The following is a 16,861-nucleotide window of genomic DNA, read 5'->3' on the forward strand; positions in this document are numbered from 1 at the left end:
AGCTTTTTTCAGGATGCACTGCCGGTGGATAAGATAGGGAGATTACGGGTTTTTATCCAGGTTGCCGAGGTGGGCAGTTTTATCCGCGCTTCGCACATCCTGCTGATGCCAAAAACCACGGTGTCGGCGGCGATCCAACAGTTGGAACATGAAATGGGCGCGCGCCTGTTTCATCGCACTACCCGCAAGGTACAGTTGACCAGCGACGGCGAGCTGCTGCTCGACAAAGCGCGCAGCCTGCTGTTCGACGTGAATGTGCTGGACACGCTGTTTCAGCAGAAAAACGGGCCGATAGGCGGCCGCTTGACGGTCGATGTGCCCAGCCGCATTGCCCGGCGAATCATCGTGCCGGCGCTGCCTGATTTTTTCCTGCAATATCCCGATATTCAACTCTTCCTTAGCGCCAGCGACCGCTCGATCGATTTGATTCAGGAGGGGGTAGACTGCGTGGTGCGTGTCGGCAGCCTCAGCGACAGTAGCCTGGTCAGCCAGCCGCTTGGCCGTTTGAGCATGGTCAATTGCGCCAGCCCGGATTATTTGCGGCGCTACGGGACGCCGGAGCATACCGATCAACTGGACGAGCATTGGGTGGTGGGGTACGCGCAGCCTAATCTGGCGGGCGCGGAGACCTGGCAGTGGGAGCAGGAAGGGCAATCGGTTGAAAAAACGCTGCGTAGCCGGGTGACGGTCAACAATGCGGAGAATTATATCGGCTGCTGTCTGGAAGGGCTGGGAATGATTCAGAACCCGCGATTCGATCTCCAGCATCATCTGGATGACGGCAGCCTGCGAGAGATTCTGCCGCAGGCCCGGCCATCGGCGATGAGCATTGCGCTGCTTTATCCCCACCGGCGACAGCGTTCGGCGCGTTTCACGGCGTTTGCTGAGTGGTTCGGCCGTTTAATCAAACCTTTTTGCGAAAGTTGAATCGGGGCGCGAGATTACATTAGCAACTGCGCGGCAGACCCATCCCAGAAGGCGGCAAAGGTATAGATGACAGCCAGTATCAGCATGAATGGCGTATTGTTCATTGCCTATCTCCAGCGGAAATATTCACTTCAAGTATAGCCCGCGGAAATGACAGTCAGATGAATTAGATTGTTTTTTGTACAGCTAAATTCAGACAGACGGAAATGTGTAAACTGCTGATATTTGACTATAGTAACAGTGTGAAGCTGCGTGTTTGTCGCGAATCACCCTGTATCGCGCTGCCGGTAACGGCAAGCATAGGGAAACATAGGTGCGAATTTTTCGGCTATGTTAACTTAAGGATATGAAATGTCAGTTAAAAATGACGTTAAAGACAATGTGGAACAGCTGTGCGGCAGTACAAAATCTGCTGCATGCGAAGTGCGGGCCGGTTTGAAAGAGGTTGCCGGTCACTCCTGTTCTTACATTAAGGACAACCCCTGGGCTGGGGTTGGCGCCGGCGCCGTTGTGGGCCTGGTGGTAGGTTTTCTTTTAGGCAAAAAGTAAATAGGGAGAGTAAAAATGGGCATCATTTCCTGGATCATTTTTGGTTTAATCGCCGGTATCCTGGCTAAATGGATCATGCCGGGCAAGGACGGCGGTGGCTTTATCGTGACTGTTATCCTCGGGGTCATCGGTGCGGTAGTTGGCGGCTATATCAGTACCTTCTTCGGTATGGGTCGCGTAGATGGCTTTAACCTGGGCAGCTTCGTTGTCGCAATAATCGGTGCCCTGGTGGTACTTTTTGTCTACAGAAAGGTCAGAAGCTAGTCAGATGCTGATCAACAGGGTCGCTGCGGCGACCCTTTTTCGTTAAATCATAACGGTCGCGCGGCCTGGGCCGGCGGCCAGAAGGGGATGACCATGGGTCTGTTTGATAACGTATTGGGCAGTATTCTGGGTGGCGGCGCTAACGGCGGCAAAGGCCTGGATTACGTCGCTATCATGCAATGGGTCGAGCAGCAAGGCGGCCTGCAGGCGATTTTGGACAAGTTCCGCCAGGGGCAATTTGGCGATGTGGTCGGCTCATGGTTGGGCAACGGTGAAAACCAGCCGATCAGCGGCGATCACGTTCAGCAGGCGCTGGGCAGCGATGCCATCAACCAGTTGGCCGAAAAGCTGGGGATCGATCCTGCTCAGGCTTCCAGCACCATCGCGCAGTTCCTGCCGTCGGTGACTGACGCCGCATCGCCAAATGGCGAAGTGCAGCAGGACAGCAACGAACTGGGCGATATGGTCGGTAAGCTGTTCAAATAACGCTTAGGCCCCCGGCATCGAGTCGGGGGCCTTGTTTAGCCTAATGCCTTCAATGCCCTCCAACGCTCCCAGCAAATAATCTACCCATGCCCGCACTTTGCCGGGAATAAACCGCGCGGCGGGGTAAACGGCATGCAGCGCCATCGGCGGATAGTGCCAGGCAGGCAATACCTGTACCAGCGTACCGGCCGCCAACTGCCGGCCAATCAGCGGCCGTTGCGCACCGCCGATACCCAAACCAGACTCGATGGCGGCCAGCAGCGAGAAGGTGTTGTTGGCGCGGAATACCGGCCGTACGTTCACCATCTCGGCGCCCTGAGGACCGATTAACGTCAGCGCATCGCCGTCGCTAAGGCCGCTGTAACGAATATGTGCATGGGCCGCCAATGCGGTCGGTGTTTGCGGTGTGCCATGCGCCGCCAGATAAGCCGGCGAAGCCACGAGAATACGCTGTAATTCCCCCAACCGCCGTGCCACCGTGCCCGGCGCGCTCAGTTCGCCAAAGCGAATCGCTACGTCAATGCCCTCGCCGATGACATCTGCCCGACGATCGTCCAGCAGTAACTCAATATTCAGCTCCGGATGGCGCTGTTGAAAGGCGATCGCCAGCGGCGTCAGATGCTGCTGGCCGAACCCCGTGGGTGCATGAATGCGTAAGTTTCCTTGCAACCGCTGGTTCAGGCCGTGCAGCGCCTCTTCCGCTTCGTCTACCGCCGCTAAAATCGGTTTGATTTGCCGGTAATAACCACCGCCGGCATCGGTCAGGGAGACGGCGCGGGTGCTGCGAAACAGCAACTGCGTGCCCAATTGCTGTTCCAGACCGGCGATCTGCTGGCTGACCGCCGGTTGCGTCAACCCCAGATCGCGGGCCGCCGCCGAGAGGCTGCCCAGCTCCGCTACGCGGACAAAAGTCTTCATGGCGCTCAGCTTGTCCATCGATGCTCCACTTATAGGTTTTGCTTATAAGTGTTAGTTGAAAATGGCGTCTACCGCAAGTTTTGCTAATCGTTCACAGTGGGCGCATCCATACCTGGCAGGAGAGAGAGCATGCAAAACGGCAAACTGGCGCTGGTGGTCGGCGCTAATGGTGTCATCGGCCATAAACTGATTGAGGAACTGGTTGTGCAGGGTTGGCAAGTGGTTGGTCTGTCGCGGCGCGGTGGCGTGGACCGGCCGCAAGTGCGTTATCTGGCGGTTGATCTGCTGGATGCACAGGCGACGCGCGACGCGCTGCAACCTCTAACGCAGGTCAGCCATATTTTCTATGCCGCTTATCAGGACGCGCCGGACTGGGCGGGGCTGGTGGTACCGAATCTGGCGATGTTGACGAACGTGGTAGACGCGGTCGAGCCGGTAGCGCAAGGGCTGGAGCACATCAGCCTGATGCAGGGCTACAAGGTTTATGGCGCGCATCTGGGGCCATTTAAAACCCCGGCGCGTGAAAGTGACGCCGGACATATGCCACCGGAGTTCAACGTGGATCAGCAGCACTACCTTGAGCGGCGACAGCAGGGCAAACGCTGGCGCTGGAGCGCGATTCGCCCCAGCGTGGTCGGCGGGTTTTCGCTCGGCAATCCAATGAACCTGGCGCTGACCGTTGCCGTTTATGCCTCAATCAGCAAGGCGCTGGGGCTGCCGCTGCGTTTTCCCGGCAAACCGGGGGCTTACCACAGCCTGTTGGAAATGACCGATGCCGGCCTGCTGGCGCGGGCTACGCTGTGGGCGGCGACCGAGCCTGCAGCGGCCAATCAGGCGTTTAACATCAATAATGGCGATCTGTTCCGTTGGAGCGAGATGTGGCCGAAAATTGCCGATTATTTTGGCCTGGAGACGGCGCCGCCGCTGCCGATGTCACTGGAACAGATGATGGCGGATAAAACCGCGTTGTGGGCGACCCTCGCGCAGCAGCATGATTTGGCGGTGACTGATTACCATGCGGTGACCGGCTGGCGCTTTGCCGATTTTGTTTTCTCGTGGGATTACGACATGTTTGCCGACGGCAGCAAGGCGAGGCGTTTTGGTTTCACCCAATTTGTCGAAACCGAGGCGATGTTCTTCACGCTGTTTGACGAGTTCCGGCGCAGAAGGATTATTCCCTAGCGCCTGCTGGCGGGGCGGGCGCTTTTTATGGCACTCTTTGGCTGCCGCCCGGTCGGGCGGCCAGAGAGGCCGTCAGCCCGACCGGCCTGGAGGATGATGAGGAAATAAACGTGACGGGGATTACCGCCATACTGACGCTTTTGCTGGCGCTGGTGACCATTGCGCCACTCTCAAAGCATACAGCCTGGTGGATTCGGGTGTGGGATTTTCCACGCCTGCAAATACTGGCGCTGTCATTATCGGTGTTACTGCTTAACCTGCTTTTTCTGCCTCTGTCCTCGCCGCTGGTGTGGGGCATGATAGCGGTGAATCTGGCCTGTGTAGCGTATCAGGGGGTATGGATCTTCCCTTATACCCGACTGAGCAAGCCCCAGGTAGTGGACTTTACCGGCTACCAGCACAAGCCGCGTTTGCGCCTTCTGGTGTGCAATGTGTTAACCCCCAATCGGCAGGCGGATAAACTGCTGGCGTTGGTGGCGACCGAACGGCCGGACGTGCTGGTGGTGGTGGAAACCGACAGTTGGTGGGAGCAGCGGCTGGCGCCGCTGGAACAAGATTATCCTCACAGTTTGAAATGCCCGCAGGATAATCTTTACGGCATGCATGTTTATTCGCGGCTGAAACTCAGCGATGCGGAAATTCAGTACCTGGTAGATAAAGAGATTCCGTCGATGCACATGATGGTGCATTTGCCGCAAGGGCCGCAGGTGCGCTTGCACTGCGTGCATCCGATGCCGCCAAGCCCCACCGAGAATGACGAGTCGGAAGATCGTGACGCCGAGCTGGTCATGGTGGGAAAAAGTGTTGCCAAATCGGCGTTCCCGGCGATTGTGACCGGTGATCTGAACGATGTGGCTTGGTCGACCACTACCCGCTTGTTCCTTAAAGTCAGCGGTCTGTTGGATCCGCGTCGCGGTCGCGGCATGTTCAGCACCTTTCATGCCGGCTATCCGTTCCTGCGCTGGCCGCTGGATCATGTGTTCCACAGCGATGATTTTGTGCTCGGCTCGCTGCGTCGTTTAACCCACGTCGGTTCGGATCACTTCCCGATTCTGGTGGAACTGGTGTACGCGCCCAAGCAGGGGGCTGAACAGGAAAGCCTGGAGAAAGACGGCGAAGATGAAGCGTTGGCGCAAGAAAAACTGGCCAACACCGGTTCTTCGCCAGAGGACGTGCATACGCCGGGCGCTTGAAACATCACCCCGCGGCATCGGCTGCGGGGTGTCTCTCTTTAGAGGGTCAGCATAATCTTGCCGATATGCATGCTGGATTCCATCAACGCATGCGCTGCGGCCGCTTGTTCCAGCGGGAACGTTTTGAATATCTGCGGTTTTAACGCGCCGCGCTCCAGCAGCGGCCACACCTTCTGCTGCAAATCGGCGGCAATTTTCGCCTTATCTTCCACGCTGCGCGCGCGCAGGGTTGAGCCGGTGTGAGTCAGACGTTTGAGCAGCAGCGGCATCAGGTTCAGTTCTTTGACCACGCCGTTCTGGGTGCCGATTTGCACAATGCGCCCATCCATCGCCGCCGCCTGGTAGTTCTTCGCCACGTAATCCCCGGCGATCAGATCGACAATCACGTCTGCGCCCTTGCCGTTGGTCGCGTGTTTGGTCTGCTCGACGAAGTCTTCGTTGCGGTAGTTAATCGCCACATCGGCACCCAGTGCCAGGCTGGCCTGACGTTTCTCCTCGGAGCCGACGGTGGTGATCACGCGGGCGCAGAACGCTTTCGCCAGCAGGGTGGCGACGGTACCAATGCCTGACGTGCCACCGTGGATCAGCACGGTTTCACCGGCTTTTAGATGCCCGCGCTGGAACACGTTGACCCAGACGGTAAAGAAGGTCTCAGGGATGGCTGCCGCCTCCGTCAGGCTCATGCCCTGAGGCACCGGCAGCGCATTGCTCTCATGCACTTTGCAGTATTCGGCGTAGCCGCCGCCGGCAATCAGGGCGCACACGAGATCGCCGATGGCGTAATTTTTCACCCCAACGCCGATGGCAACCACTTCACCGGCTATTTCGAGGCCGGGAATATCCGATGCACCGGCTGGCGGCGCGTATTGGCCACGGCGTTGCATAACGTCGGGCCGGTTAACCCCGGCGGCGGCGACCTTCACCAAAATCTCACCTTGTTGCAGCGTCGGCAATGGCCGCTCGGCGACAACCAGCACCTCCGGTTCGCCCGGCTGGCTGATTTCGATCGCTTTCATGGTGTTGGGCAGTGGCGGGTTTACTGACATGGTCATTCTCCTCCGATTGGCGTTCAGGCACAGTGAACAGTGTAGATAAGCACCTGCTGTAATTCATATTTTATCTTACAGAAATGCCGACGAGAGAATGTGGATCATAGGGCGGTTTTTAGGGGGGCAGAAGAGGGGAGCCGCCGTAGGGGCGGCATGGTATCAGTCGTTTGGCGGAATGCGGAAACCTTTGAGTGAGACGATGAAGTGCTCTTTCCCTTTGGAGATCTTGGCGCCTTTATCACACCACAGACTGGCGAGCTGGAAAAAGTCGTCGCTGTCGATGTCATAAGCCAGTTCGATTTTCTTGGCTGTTCCATAACGGATCAGCTTTTCTGCTTCCTGGTGGTTTGTTGCTTTAATGGTGGTCATAACGAAATCCTTGGTGTAAGCCAGTGCGGATAATCGGGGACCATCATATGGCTGAATTGTGACAATTTTGTGATGGAAGCATGACAGTGAACGGTTGTGTGGCCTGGAGCATAACACGGGGGTTATGCTCCCCTCTGTTCTGTCAACGATCGTGCGGACGAATCAGCGTGCTTTTCTTCTGTGATTTAAAGTGTTTGTACAGCGCATATCCTGCAATGCCGGCCAAAACCGCCAGTAAAGACATATATTCTGTCGCCATGAGACTAACCTCCGATAAAGAGTGGCTAAGGAGCCGCTATTTGTGACAGTTATCACGTTATCGCGCAATGAGACCATTCTGTAACGCAGCAGAGTGTTGATATTTAGACATAAAAAAAGCGCCTATAGGAAGGCGCATAAAAATTTACAACACAGCTTGTCATGCTCAGCACCAGGAGGAGTGGTGAACACGGCGCCATTGTATGAACTCCCCGCAGCGGCAGATATAGGGATAACTCTTAAAGCTCAGCTACCACTGATAGCCCATATTCAGGCTGTAATCGGGATCCTGATTGGTGGAGTAAGGATCGGATTGGCGGAGACGATCGGTTTTTTTCACCGGGCCGCTAAGTGCCGAATAGGGTTTGGCGCGCGGACGGCTGCAACCGGGGTGATCGCATTCCATTTCAACGCGAAAACCGGTTTTGTCCTCTGACTCAGACCAGACAACCGGTGGCTTGGCCGTTTTAGCTGCCGGGCCAAGCGCGCTTTGCGGCACGGGCGCAGGAGTGGGGCTCGGCTCCGGCGCGGTATAAGATAAATCGAGCGCCTGGGCTGAGTAGGCGCTCAGCATCAACAGGGCAGTGCAGCAGGATGCTGCCAGCGTACGCTTTCTAAGCATGGTCGATCTCCCTTCATCATTACGCGGCGCAACTATAAAACAGCTCAACGAGAATGACTATCATTTATGGCTGTGGGAGTCTTCTTTTGAGGCTGCGCCATAAACAATTGCTCTTTATCAGGCATCGGACCAGGTTCGGTGACAGCCTGAAAGGCGAAATTGTGTTCAATCTCAACAAGGTGGCTACTTGGCCTGGGTGAAATTAAAAAAAATTTTTGGCTGTGCCTGGCCGTCATTATCGGGCAAATACGGTAGATAACGCTGAAAAATTAAACAAATTGGGTTAAATTCTGTGCATTTAACCCCGTTTCTACAGAGGGGCTGATAAAAAGAGTTGCTATTAAAGTCCTGTCATGAGTTAATGCTTCTCGGCCTGTGGTACAGACCTATTTATGCACGACATTTTGAGTAAAGTAGTTCAAATTTAAAGCGTTATCCTAGATAGCTCTTCTCTGACGAATTTCCTTTCTAGTGCCTCCATAAGTAACTGATGACCGGCTATATCATATGCCCATGGTGGCTTACATTTAATATTGAAGGAATTAGACATGTCTAACATGATCAAAGGTCAAGTGAAGTGGTTCAACGAGTCTAAAGGTTTTGGTTTCATCACTCCAGCAGACGGCAGCAAAGATGTGTTCGTACACTTCTCTGCTATCCAGGATCAAGGCTTCAAGACCCTGGCTGAAGGCCAGAACGTACAGTTCTCTATCGAGAACGGTGCTAAAGGTCCGTCAGCGGCTAACGTTACCGCTATCTAATCGGCTTCTGCTGATTAACAAAAACCCGCCAAGGCGGGTTTTTTTGTGCCTGCAATTTGCCGAAGGCAAAAAAAAGCCCGCAAGTCTGCGGGCAAAAGTTCCTTGTTACTTCTTCATTTGCAGGTACCTCTCTGGGGGGAAGCACCTGTGAACAGCCTATCCTTTACGGTCTTAAGATTCTGCGGTCAAAACGTTAAGAAAGTGAAAAAACATGTTGGTGCGGCGGCCTGCTACGCTTTAGAAAAGCACTAAAACGGGCGAGCTGCGGGTTTACCGGCACGGCACAGTGTTTTTCGCACCTTATTCTGTAATACACTGACATCAATGATAAATGATGGGGCACAGTATGAAAGTTAACGATCTGGTAACGGTTAAAACTGACGGTGAACTGAGGCGTGAAGGGGTGATACTGGCGGTAGAAGAATTCAATGAAGGGATAATGTACCTGGTCGCATTGGATGAGTATCCTGCCGGCGTCTGGTTTTTCAACGAGATTGACAGCCGGGACGGCACCTTCGTCGAGCTGAGACAGGGCGGAACCCGGTAGGCGCTCGGCAAAGAGCCAATATCTCTCCAACGGATTAATTTAATCAGCAAGTTTTTCGCAAGGTTACTATTTCGGAGGGGAGGGGCTATTTTTGCTGCGGGAATACCCGCCGCGGCCGAAAATGTCGTCGCGAGCAGGTATGAGGTTATTTAAATGTTTTATATCCAGGATGACTGGTTGTAAGACATTTAAAACCAAGGCTGAGCAGAATACACGGTAAATCTCTTTACCTAGCGGCTATTGACAAATATCCCACTGGTTAAGGTGTCGGTTAAACGGACAACATGATAAATAATTTGCTTGTTGTGCGTTTTAATTTTTCTTTTGATATTTCCCTTCTGGGAAGAGACGGTCTTGGCTTTAATTTGCATCTGGTCGGATATCTGGATGGTTCCCTGACCCGACATCCACATGCGCAACATGTTTGATTCTGTTTGACTCAGCGTAACGGGCGTTTGGTCAAATGAGGTCTTTTCCGTACGACTGGCTTTTTTCTCAAGATAGTGACTAAGTAGCTGATTCATAGTCTCTGGCTTGATGGATTTTGACGAGATAATGACATTTTTACGAACATATAAATAATCGTCAAAATGCACGTTGGTGATAGCCATAAAGATGAAGAATAAGGTGTCCGGGTGCAGTGAAATCACCCGCTTTATACGTTCTGTCGCATCGGCTTCGTGTATAAAGCAATCTTCGTTAATAAACACCAGGCTGGGTTTCAACTTGCTGCATTTTTCATGCAGATCGTCGATATCGTTGATGGCATTAATTTGGCGTTTTTTTACTCCATGTGTTGTCAGGTAGTCTGTTAAACCCAATCTGGTATAGCTGCATGAATCCATAATGATCGTTGGCATATCGCACCCCCACTTAAATCCGTTTTACCGCGGTAACAAAAAGAAAAAGCCTGAAGCCTAAAGGCAAAAAATGGAACAAAATTTCACGTATAGCCAGTGTTCTATCAATAAACACGACGGCACTCAACGATATTTTCTTTCTAAACTAATTAATTGCATGAACCTATAAGTTTAGCTTAAGTCAGAATAATCTGCTAACCGACAAATAGCCAGTCTATAACGCTAACTTATGCTTGAGCTGCGTGCCTGTGGGCATCGTTATGATTGAATCTGCGCATCATGTCACGAAATGAAATTTTAAATTGCTAGGAAAATTCTTAAAAAAAATTCATGTGTTGTTTTTTTAACATTTTTCAGTCTGATTTTTCATCGCATTGAGAACTGACAAGTCTTGTTTTTTACAAAATTATCATTATATATCAATATATTATTTGTTTTATTCTCGTATTTGATAATAAGAATTTTTTCTTTTTTTATCAGTTGCGATATCCAACGCTCACATTGAGTTAACATGGAACCGGTTCTTTGTTAAGGAAACAGGCGTTATAACAACGAGTTGATGTAGCTATATGTGCTATTCCACGAAATGTGAGAAATGTCAGAGCGTGATTAATTGGTTTCTCTGAACTATTTTGCCCATTGTGGCCAGTGTGGCGCTGAAGAGGGGCGATAAGGGGACAATGCGCCGGGCCTGCTGCTTGCAGTATGTTGGTAGCAATAACAATGATAAAGCAGGACGCCGCAAGGGCGCCCTAAACGTGGTGATTAAAATGCTTCTGGCAGGCAGTGTCGCAACGATTCCAGCGCCAGGCGGATATCTTCTTCTTCCGTCATCCAATTGACCAATGCGGCGCGGATCCCGGGTTGCCCGTTATAATGCGTGGGGGTGCAGCGCACTATGCCATGTCGATCGAGCCGGGCGATAAAGCGATCCCGTGCGGCCGCGGCATCCCCTTCAACGTTACTGAGAGCGAAACACACCACGTTCAAATTGACCGGCGCCAGCAGATGAAAACCCTCGCTGGCATCCAACCCTGCGCCCAACCGGCGTGCCAACTGGATATTACGCTCAACCATGTCTTGCATGCCGCTGCGGCCATAGGCCTTAAGCGCCATCCATAACGGCAGGGCGCGGAAACGCCGTGAGTTTTCCGGCGTCAGGTGCAGGTAGTCGTCCGGGCGCAACGTCGGCGCTTCCATATAGACCGAATGGTTTTGGAAAACCTGCATCTGCAGTTCCAAATGACGGGTGAATTGAATGGCGCTGTCATAGGGCACATTCAACCATTTATGTGCGTCAACGGTGATTGAATCCGCTTGCTCCCAGCCGGTCAACAGCGGGGAGTAGTGCGGTGAACAGGCGGCGACACCGCCAAACGCGGCATCAACGTGCAACCAGAACGGGTAGCGCTCGCGCAGTGCCAGCAGGCGCGGCAAATCGTCGAAGATCACGGTGTTGACCGTGCCGGCGCTGGCCAGCACGATGACAGGTGCGCCATTGCTGGCGGCCAGGTGCCGTTCCAGAGCTGCGGTGTCCATGGCTTCGGAATCCGGCAGACAATCGACGATTTTCAGCGCATCGCGGCCGATCCCGAGCATGCTGAGTGCCTTCACGCTGCTGGAATGGGCATTCGCCGACAGCACCTGTATTGGCCCTAATGCCGCCAATCCCTGTTCGGCGACATCAATTCCTCGTTGTTGCCCCAGCCACTGGCGGCCAATAGCGATGCCGACAAAGTTGGCCATGGTCGCCCCGCTGACAAAACTGCCGCTAAATGCTTTCGGTAAACCCAGCAACGACTTCAATTGCTCAATAGTGGCCAGCTCAATCGCTGCGGCCACGGTGTCGTGGCTCAGTAGGCTGTTTTGGTCTATGGCACTAACCAGCCAATCCGCCGCCAGCGCGGCCGGAGTAGCGCCGCCGGTGACAAAGCCAAAATAACGCGGCCCGGCGCTGCCTGAGAGGCCCTCGGCATAGCGTAACCAGAAATCCTCCAGCGTCGCCAAAGCGCCGTTGCCACTGTCCGCCAGTTGGTCGTCGCCCAACTGCAGCTGTTGGGCCTCAAGAGGAGGGTAAACCGGACGCTGTTTCAACCCGGCAAGAAACCCCTCTGCCAACTGGCGGGTCCGGTCGAGTATTTGTGGAAATTGGTCAAGATCCTGCTGTAAGCGAGGGTGCATCTGTGGCTCCGGAGAGAAGAGGATAAGGGTGACACCTTAGAGCATTTGCTTTAGTGCGAAAATCGATGAAAAATGACCCTTTTGGATAGCTGGACTAACCAATGCTTAATGAGCGTGTTCCCTTGCATACCCTGCCGACTTTTGTGATTGCCGCCAAACTGGAGAATTTGCGCGCCACCGCGCAGCAGGTACATCTGACCCACGGAGCGGTTAGTCAACAGATCCAGCAGCTCGAACAGGCTATCGGCTGCCCGTTGTTTGAACGACACGGGCGCGGGTTGCGTTTGAACGCCGCCGGCCGCGAACTGTTGGCGGTGGCGGAACCGGCGCTACAGGCGCTGCAACAGGGGATTGGCCGCGTCAGGCGTATTGCGCAAAGCCACAGGCTGCACATCAGCGTACTGCCTTCCTTCGCACACTATTGGTTAATGCCGCGACTGCCCGCTTTCCGCGAGGCCTGCGCCGGCATTGCGCTGGATATCGACGCTTCTCTGGCGGTGCAGGATCTGTCGCGTAAGGGGTTTGATGCGGCTATCCGTATTGGCGAGGGCCAATGGCCGAACTTGCAGGCACAGCGTATCGCTTCCGGAGAGGTGGTACCGGTGGCCACCCCTGAGTTGGCGCGACAGTGGCAGGCGGCATTCGACAAGGGTTCACCGCGCACGCCGCTGCTGGAGCATGATGTTACGCCGTGGCGCAGGTGGTTCGCGGCGCAGCAACAGGGGGAGTACGGTCAGCAAATGGCGTTGTTCAATGACGCCGGTTTGCTGATCCGTGCGGCCGAGCAGGGATTCGGCATTGCGCTGGTGAAAAGGCTGCTGGTCAGTGATGCCCTGGCGGAGGGGCGGCTGGTGGCGCTGGCCGAGGCCAGGCATCTGGATAATGGCGATTTTTACCTGGTTTGGCCACAGACCGCGGGATTGACGCCGGCGGTCGAAGAGTTATTACACTGGTTACAACGCCAATTGGCCTGAATCAGCGACGCAGCCACTCCGGCTGGGAAGTGCCCAGAGCGGTAGCGGGCAGGGCCCATTGCAGCGCAGTCCCGTTCAGATGCAGCGGGGCGCAAAGGCGCAGCGCAGCACCCCAATGGGTCAACTCGGTTTCCGGGTTTTCATCGGCCTCGGTGACCGGCGCCAACGGCTTTGACAGGTGCTCCAGCGGATAAGGATTATCGAACAGCATCTGTGCGGTGCGGGCCAGGGACAGCCGTGCACTGTAACCGGTGCCACGCGCCAGCCGCTCGCGCATGCCATGCAGCACCGCCGTCGCCATCAGGTAACCGGTAGCGTGATCCAGTGCCTGTACCGGCAATGGCACCGGCATGGCGGCGTTTTTCCACGTCATACCTGATGCCGCCAACCCGCAACTCATTTGCACCAGGCTATCGAAGCCGCGCCGCCCACGCCACGGGCCGCTCCAGCCGTAAGCGTTCAGACAGACGTCGATCAACCCCGGTGACAACGTACGCCGTTGTTCCGCACCATAGCCCAATTTTTCCAGCGCGCCGGCGCGGTAGCCATGCACGATGACATCGGCGTTTTGCAGTAGGTGCTCAAAGGTGTGGCGATCGTGGGCGTTATTCAGATTCAGGCGCGCGCAGCGTTTGCCGAGGAGCACTTCATGCTCGACGCCCGGTTCATCCCAACCGTAGGGATCGATACGCAATACGTCTGCACCCAACCCGGCCAGAAAGCGGGTGGCGATCGGCCCGGCGATAATCCGCGTCAGGTCCAACACCCGCACGCCGTGCAGCGGTCTGGCGGCCGGCAACGTCCAGGCAGGGGGCGGGGCTTCAGGTTGCCGCGTTTGATGGATTAACGGCTCTTGTACGACGCTTTTGCCCTGAATATGCTGCCGCCACGCCTCGACCGAACGCATTTCCGCCGCGCAGCCACCGGCCTCTATCACCGCCTGTTCCAATTCGCTTTTTTGCCACTCCAGCACCCGTTGCGCCAGCGTGCCTTTATCCTGATGCGGCCCCAGCACCCGCTCTACCGCTTTGCGGTGATGCGGCGCATTGGTATGCAGACGGATCCAGCCGTCGCGAGTGGCATAATCGCCCGCCAGCGCATCCCAGGCGGCAGGCAGTTGCCACCCCAGCGGCCGTAAGGTCCAACCGAACCACAGCGAAGCCAGCCGGCGATCGACCAATGCCTGCTGCATACCGCCTTTGCTTTGTTGCAACAGCCCGGCGCAGGCCAGGCCGGCGGCGCCCCAACAGGCCGTAGCCAGTTCGGTCACCGGGAATGCGCTGGCCAGTTCGCCTTCGCCGCTGACCGCCAATTGGCTCACAGGAGGAGGGGTGTGGCTCAGGCTTTGCCAGATTTCTTCGAGCAGCTTTTGGGTAAGGGTAGGCATCAGTAAACTCCATCGTTGCCGAACGGGGGACTGAGCCTAGCGTAGTTCACCCCGGCCGGAGTTGCTATTGCGTGATGTTCAGGGTGCGACCGTCCGCCAGTTTGGCACGCAGGCTATGGGCGGCGATGCCCTCGAACGGCTGGTTGCCAAAGTTGGCGATCAACGTTGAGCCGTCGCTGAAGGTGGTTTGCTGTACCCAACCCGCCGTATCCAGCCAGCGGAAGTCCGTCAGCGCCTTATCCCACAACGCCTGATGCAGCGGGCGGAACGCCGCATCGCTCCGTTTGATCTCCGGCAGGCGTGCCTGCAGGGTGGCTCGGCTGAGATGGAACATCGGCGCGGTGTTGTACAACTGGCTGAGCAGACTGCGAAGGGTTTTGACATCGCTGAACTTCAGGTTGTCGTAATTCCAGTGGTGGCTGCTGATAATCGCATCGTGAAATACCGCCTGATAAAGCGGCAGGCGATAGCGCGGATCAAACTCCACCGTTCGGTAGGGTTCTTTTACCTTGGCCGGGCTGAAGAAAAAGGCCGGTTGCGCGTTTGGCCACCAGGCACCCAGATAGTAGGGCGAGGATTTATCCTGATTCATTTGTTTATCACCCCAGCCGAAGCCCCAGGTTTCCATGCCGTGGGCAAACATGATGTGGCGGGCGGTCACCGCATTGCCATCCTCAGAACCAAGCGGCAGTTTTAGCTTGTCGCTGAACCAGGCCAGCCGCGCGTTGCGTGCCTGCGCCATTTGCGCAGCGCCGGTAGGGTGATTGGGCTGATAGTCATCAGACACCATTCCCGTGCCGTCAACGTCAAGGAACAGGCTGTTCAGCCCGGCCAGTTGTACCAGGCTGCGCATGCGCTGTTGGGAATAGGGCAGTACGCAACCGGGATTCAGGTAGTAGCCTTGCTTGCCGAAACCGGGTTTTTTAGTGCCGTCGGCGCGTACGATGGCGCAGTCTTCACGCAGCGCTGCCGGCAACTGGGCCGTCAGCCAGCTGTCGTTGACTCCGCGGGGAATCGCCGTGTCGTAAGAGTCGTAACTGGCGATGAGATAGCCCAATGTCTTGGCGCTCTCCACCGCCTGCGGATGCAGAAACTCGGCGGTCCAATTATCGGTGCCCAACCACAGGCGCGGCAACCCGGCCTGATGCAGCGCCTCGATCAGTGGTTTCGCCAGCCCCTGGCCCCAGCTATCTGCCGGTGCCAGATAGGCGCCAAGCTGCCGCTGCGCCAAATCACGCATGCTGGCGGCCTGCCGATGTTGCGCTTCCAGGAAGTCTGGGTCATCCGGCGTAGCGTTGAGCGGCGTCAGCGCGACCAGCGCCTGGTTCAGAGCGTCGATCAGCGTCAGTTGTTGCCAACCCTCCGGCGTTTTTCCCGCCAGTTGGCGCAGCGCTTTCTGGTTTTCGGCATCCATTTTTTGCCACAGCTCTTCGCCAGGCGGGGAGGTAAGCCAGGATAGCAGGCCCGGCCAGTTTTTCACGTCAGCGGGTGCCAGCAGTTTGTCGCCCCACAAATAGATATGCGTGGCGCCAATCAGTTTTTCGCCCTCAGGGGCCGAGCGGATTTTATCGCGAAGACTGCTGAACTGGCCGCTTTGCTGCAAATACTGGCGATAACGACGCGCGCCGGATAATGGCGTTTCACCCACATGCAGCAACACGTCGAAAGTCTGTTGCTGATTAAAACGGTTGAACAGGTGGCTACTGCGCATGCTGAATACGCCTTTTGCGCTGGCAAAGTTGACCTGATTGCTGAACGGCGTAAGCAGCAGCCAGCTATACACCTTGCCCTGCTGCTCCAGGCTCCACAATGGCAACTTCAGATCCCAGTTGGTATCCAGCGGCGTCATTTCCTTAACCAGATACTGCTGCCAGACGGCATTATCCAGCGGGATACGGCTGCCTTCACCTATTGGCAACAACAGGGTGTCGGCCTGCTGCGGCAGGGTGAACCAATTCAACGTCTGCGCCCGGCGGGTGTTGAAGCCAAGACGCAGATCGCCGTCCTCAAGCCTGGCGGACACCTGCATGGCGCTGTCCGGCCATTGCCAATGGGCCTGCGTTGGCGTGCTTTGCAGTTCGGCCACGGCTTGCGCGGCCTGAGCCTGATTGACGATGGTTTTGCCTGTTGTGATTTGCAGCGTGGCCGGGTCGATATCAAAACGGGCCGCTCCCTGTTGCAGTAACAGGGCGTCGGCGGGGAAGGCGGCAAACAGGGCGAAACTGATGGAAAGGCGAAGCATGTTCATCGGATTGGCTGTCCTTCGGGGATTAATGTCCTGTTGAGACGCTAGTCTATAGATAATAAACGCATCACCCAAAGCCAATGCGGCAG

18 protein-coding genes are annotated in these 16,861 nt (G+C 55.6%); 9 read left to right on the top strand and 9 right to left on the bottom strand.

The genetic code is table 11. From position 1 onward, the window contains the following. Positions 1-24 precede the first annotated feature (24 nt). From SPL01S_RS01400 to SPL01S_RS01415, 4 genes are all read left to right on the top strand, one after another. Complete coding sequence (locus tag SPL01S_RS01400) at positions 25-927, top strand: LysR family transcriptional regulator (protein WP_063197134.1); 903 nt, start codon at positions 25-27, stop codon at positions 925-927. 351 nt (positions 928-1,278) lie between these two features. Next, the gene (locus SPL01S_RS01405) at positions 1,279-1,476 is read left to right on the top strand and encodes a glycine zipper domain-containing protein (protein WP_063197136.1); all 198 of its coding nucleotides are present in this window, start codon (positions 1,279-1,281) and stop codon (positions 1,474-1,476) included. A gap of 15 nt (positions 1,477-1,491) precedes the next feature. Further along, the gene (locus SPL01S_RS01410; protein WP_013813563.1) at positions 1,492-1,740 is read left to right on the top strand and encodes a GlsB/YeaQ/YmgE family stress response membrane protein; all 249 of its coding nucleotides are present in this window, start codon (positions 1,492-1,494) and stop codon (positions 1,738-1,740) included. A gap of 93 nt (positions 1,741-1,833) precedes the next feature. Further along, entirely contained in the window at positions 1,834-2,226 is a 393-nt protein-coding gene (locus SPL01S_RS01415; protein ID WP_062871245.1) for a YidB family protein, read from the top strand. Between the two features lie 3 nt (positions 2,227-2,229). Here SPL01S_RS01415 and SPL01S_RS01420 read toward each other — a convergent pair whose 3' ends face one another. Then, positions 2,230-3,162, bottom strand: coding sequence for a LysR family transcriptional regulator (locus SPL01S_RS01420; protein ID WP_063197138.1), 933 nt, complete (start codon positions 3,160-3,162; stop codon positions 2,230-2,232). A gap of 111 nt (positions 3,163-3,273) precedes the next feature. Here SPL01S_RS01420 and SPL01S_RS01425 point away from each other — a divergent pair, with 111 nt between their 5' ends. Further along, a complete protein-coding gene (locus SPL01S_RS01425; protein ID WP_062871243.1) occupies positions 3,274-4,326 on the top strand; it encodes an SDR family oxidoreductase in 1,053 nt (350 codons plus the stop codon). 110 nt (positions 4,327-4,436) lie between these two features. Beyond that, entirely contained in the window at positions 4,437-5,519 is a 1,083-nt protein-coding gene (locus SPL01S_RS01430) for an endonuclease/exonuclease/phosphatase family protein (RefSeq protein WP_063197140.1), read from the top strand. 38 nt (positions 5,520-5,557) lie between these two features. Here the strand turns inward: SPL01S_RS01430 and SPL01S_RS01435 are convergent, their stop codons facing one another. The 4 genes from SPL01S_RS01435 to SPL01S_RS01445 all read right to left on the bottom strand — a co-directional run bounded on the left by SPL01S_RS01435 (position 5,558) and on the right by SPL01S_RS01445 (position 7,817). Then, positions 5,558-6,565 carry an NAD(P)H-quinone oxidoreductase gene (locus SPL01S_RS01435; protein WP_063197142.1) on the bottom strand — a complete coding sequence of 336 codons (1,008 nt, stop codon included), beginning with the start codon at positions 6,563-6,565 and terminating at the stop codon, positions 5,558-5,560. Positions 6,566-6,727: 162 nt separating this feature from the next. After that, positions 6,728-6,937: a hypothetical protein gene (locus SPL01S_RS01440; RefSeq protein ID WP_006319262.1), complete on the bottom strand. Its 210-nt coding sequence runs from the start codon at positions 6,935-6,937 to the stop codon at positions 6,728-6,730. Positions 6,938-7,079: 142 nt separating this feature from the next. Further along, positions 7,080-7,196 carry a FeoB-associated Cys-rich membrane protein gene (locus SPL01S_RS25425; protein ID WP_006326216.1) on the bottom strand — a complete coding sequence of 39 codons (117 nt, stop codon included), beginning with the start codon at positions 7,194-7,196 and terminating at the stop codon, positions 7,080-7,082. A 249-nt stretch (positions 7,197-7,445) separates the two neighbouring features. Beyond that, complete coding sequence (locus tag SPL01S_RS01445) at positions 7,446-7,817, bottom strand: hypothetical protein (protein WP_063197144.1); 372 nt, start codon at positions 7,815-7,817, stop codon at positions 7,446-7,448. 548 nt (positions 7,818-8,365) lie between these two features. Here SPL01S_RS01445 and cspE point away from each other — a divergent pair. Next, entirely contained in the window at positions 8,366-8,578 is a 213-nt protein-coding gene (cspE, locus tag SPL01S_RS01450; protein ID WP_004946278.1) for a transcription antiterminator/RNA stability regulator CspE, read from the top strand. Positions 8,579-8,924: 346 nt separating this feature from the next. Further along, complete coding sequence (gene dsrB, locus SPL01S_RS01455) at positions 8,925-9,125, top strand: protein DsrB (RefSeq protein WP_006326209.1); 201 nt, start codon at positions 8,925-8,927, stop codon at positions 9,123-9,125. A gap of 230 nt (positions 9,126-9,355) precedes the next feature. Here the strand turns inward: dsrB and rcsA are convergent, their stop codons facing one another. Both rcsA and SPL01S_RS01465 read right to left on the bottom strand, forming a co-directional pair. Continuing rightward, complete coding sequence (gene rcsA / locus SPL01S_RS01460; RefSeq protein ID WP_063197146.1) at positions 9,356-9,985, bottom strand: transcriptional regulator RcsA; 630 nt, start codon at positions 9,983-9,985, stop codon at positions 9,356-9,358. A 765-nt stretch (positions 9,986-10,750) separates the two neighbouring features. Further along, entirely contained in the window at positions 10,751-12,166 is a 1,416-nt protein-coding gene (locus SPL01S_RS01465; protein ID WP_063197148.1) for a pyridoxal phosphate-dependent decarboxylase family protein, read from the bottom strand. Between the two features lie 101 nt (positions 12,167-12,267). On the opposite strand from SPL01S_RS01465, the gene SPL01S_RS01470 reads away from it, so the two are divergent. After that, entirely contained in the window at positions 12,268-13,140 is an 873-nt protein-coding gene (locus tag SPL01S_RS01470; protein ID WP_063197150.1) for a LysR substrate-binding domain-containing protein, read from the top strand. Between the two features lies 1 nt (position 13,141). Here SPL01S_RS01470 and SPL01S_RS01475 read toward each other — a convergent pair whose 3' ends face one another. Together SPL01S_RS01475 and SPL01S_RS01480 are read right to left on the bottom strand one after the other, a co-directional pair. After that, positions 13,142-14,527, bottom strand: coding sequence for a CoA transferase (locus SPL01S_RS01475; RefSeq protein ID WP_063197152.1), 1,386 nt, complete (start codon positions 14,525-14,527; stop codon positions 13,142-13,144). Positions 14,528-14,591: 64 nt separating this feature from the next. Then, a complete protein-coding gene (locus SPL01S_RS01480; protein ID WP_063197154.1) occupies positions 14,592-16,775 on the bottom strand; it encodes a glycoside hydrolase in 2,184 nt (727 codons plus the stop codon). Positions 16,776-16,861 lie beyond the last annotated feature (86 nt).

The sequence above is a fragment of the Serratia plymuthica NBRC 102599 genome (assembly GCF_001590925.1).
GTDB lineage: Bacteria > Pseudomonadota > Gammaproteobacteria > Enterobacterales > Enterobacteriaceae > Serratia > Serratia plymuthica.

Coding starts and splice junctions, on each gene's coding strand:
- SPL01S_RS01405 (WP_063197136.1), top strand. CDS start 1,279: ATGTCAGTTAAAAATGACGTTAAAGACAATGTGGAACAGCTGTGCGGC.
- SPL01S_RS01410 (WP_013813563.1), top strand. CDS start 1,492: ATGGGCATCATTTCCTGGATCATTTTTGGTTTAATCGCCGGTATCCTG.
- SPL01S_RS01415 (WP_062871245.1), top strand. CDS start 1,834: ATGGGTCTGTTTGATAACGTATTGGGCAGTATTCTGGGTGGCGGCGCT.
- SPL01S_RS01420 (WP_063197138.1), bottom strand. CDS start 3,162: ATGGACAAGCTGAGCGCCATGAAGACTTTTGTCCGCGTAGCGGAGCTG.
- SPL01S_RS01425 (WP_062871243.1), top strand. CDS start 3,274: ATGCAAAACGGCAAACTGGCGCTGGTGGTCGGCGCTAATGGTGTCATC.
- SPL01S_RS01435 (WP_063197142.1), bottom strand. CDS start 6,565: ATGTCAGTAAACCCGCCACTGCCCAACACCATGAAAGCGATCGAAATC.
- SPL01S_RS01440 (WP_006319262.1), bottom strand. CDS start 6,937: ATGACCACCATTAAAGCAACAAACCACCAGGAAGCAGAAAAGCTGATC.
- SPL01S_RS25425 (WP_006326216.1), bottom strand. CDS start 7,196: ATGGCGACAGAATATATGTCTTTACTGGCGGTTTTGGCCGGCATTGCA.
- SPL01S_RS01445 (WP_063197144.1), bottom strand. CDS start 7,817: ATGCTTAGAAAGCGTACGCTGGCAGCATCCTGCTGCACTGCCCTGTTG.
- cspE (WP_004946278.1), top strand. CDS start 8,366: ATGTCTAACATGATCAAAGGTCAAGTGAAGTGGTTCAACGAGTCTAAA.
- dsrB (WP_006326209.1), top strand. CDS start 8,925: ATGAAAGTTAACGATCTGGTAACGGTTAAAACTGACGGTGAACTGAGG.
- rcsA (WP_063197146.1), bottom strand. CDS start 9,985: ATGCCAACGATCATTATGGATTCATGCAGCTATACCAGATTGGGTTTA.
- SPL01S_RS01465 (WP_063197148.1), bottom strand. CDS start 12,166: ATGCACCCTCGCTTACAGCAGGATCTTGACCAATTTCCACAAATACTC.
- SPL01S_RS01470 (WP_063197150.1), top strand. CDS start 12,268: ATGCTTAATGAGCGTGTTCCCTTGCATACCCTGCCGACTTTTGTGATT.
- SPL01S_RS01475 (WP_063197152.1), bottom strand. CDS start 14,527: ATGCCTACCCTTACCCAAAAGCTGCTCGAAGAAATCTGGCAAAGCCTG.
- SPL01S_RS01480 (WP_063197154.1), bottom strand. CDS start 16,775: ATGAACATGCTTCGCCTTTCCATCAGTTTCGCCCTGTTTGCCGCCTTC.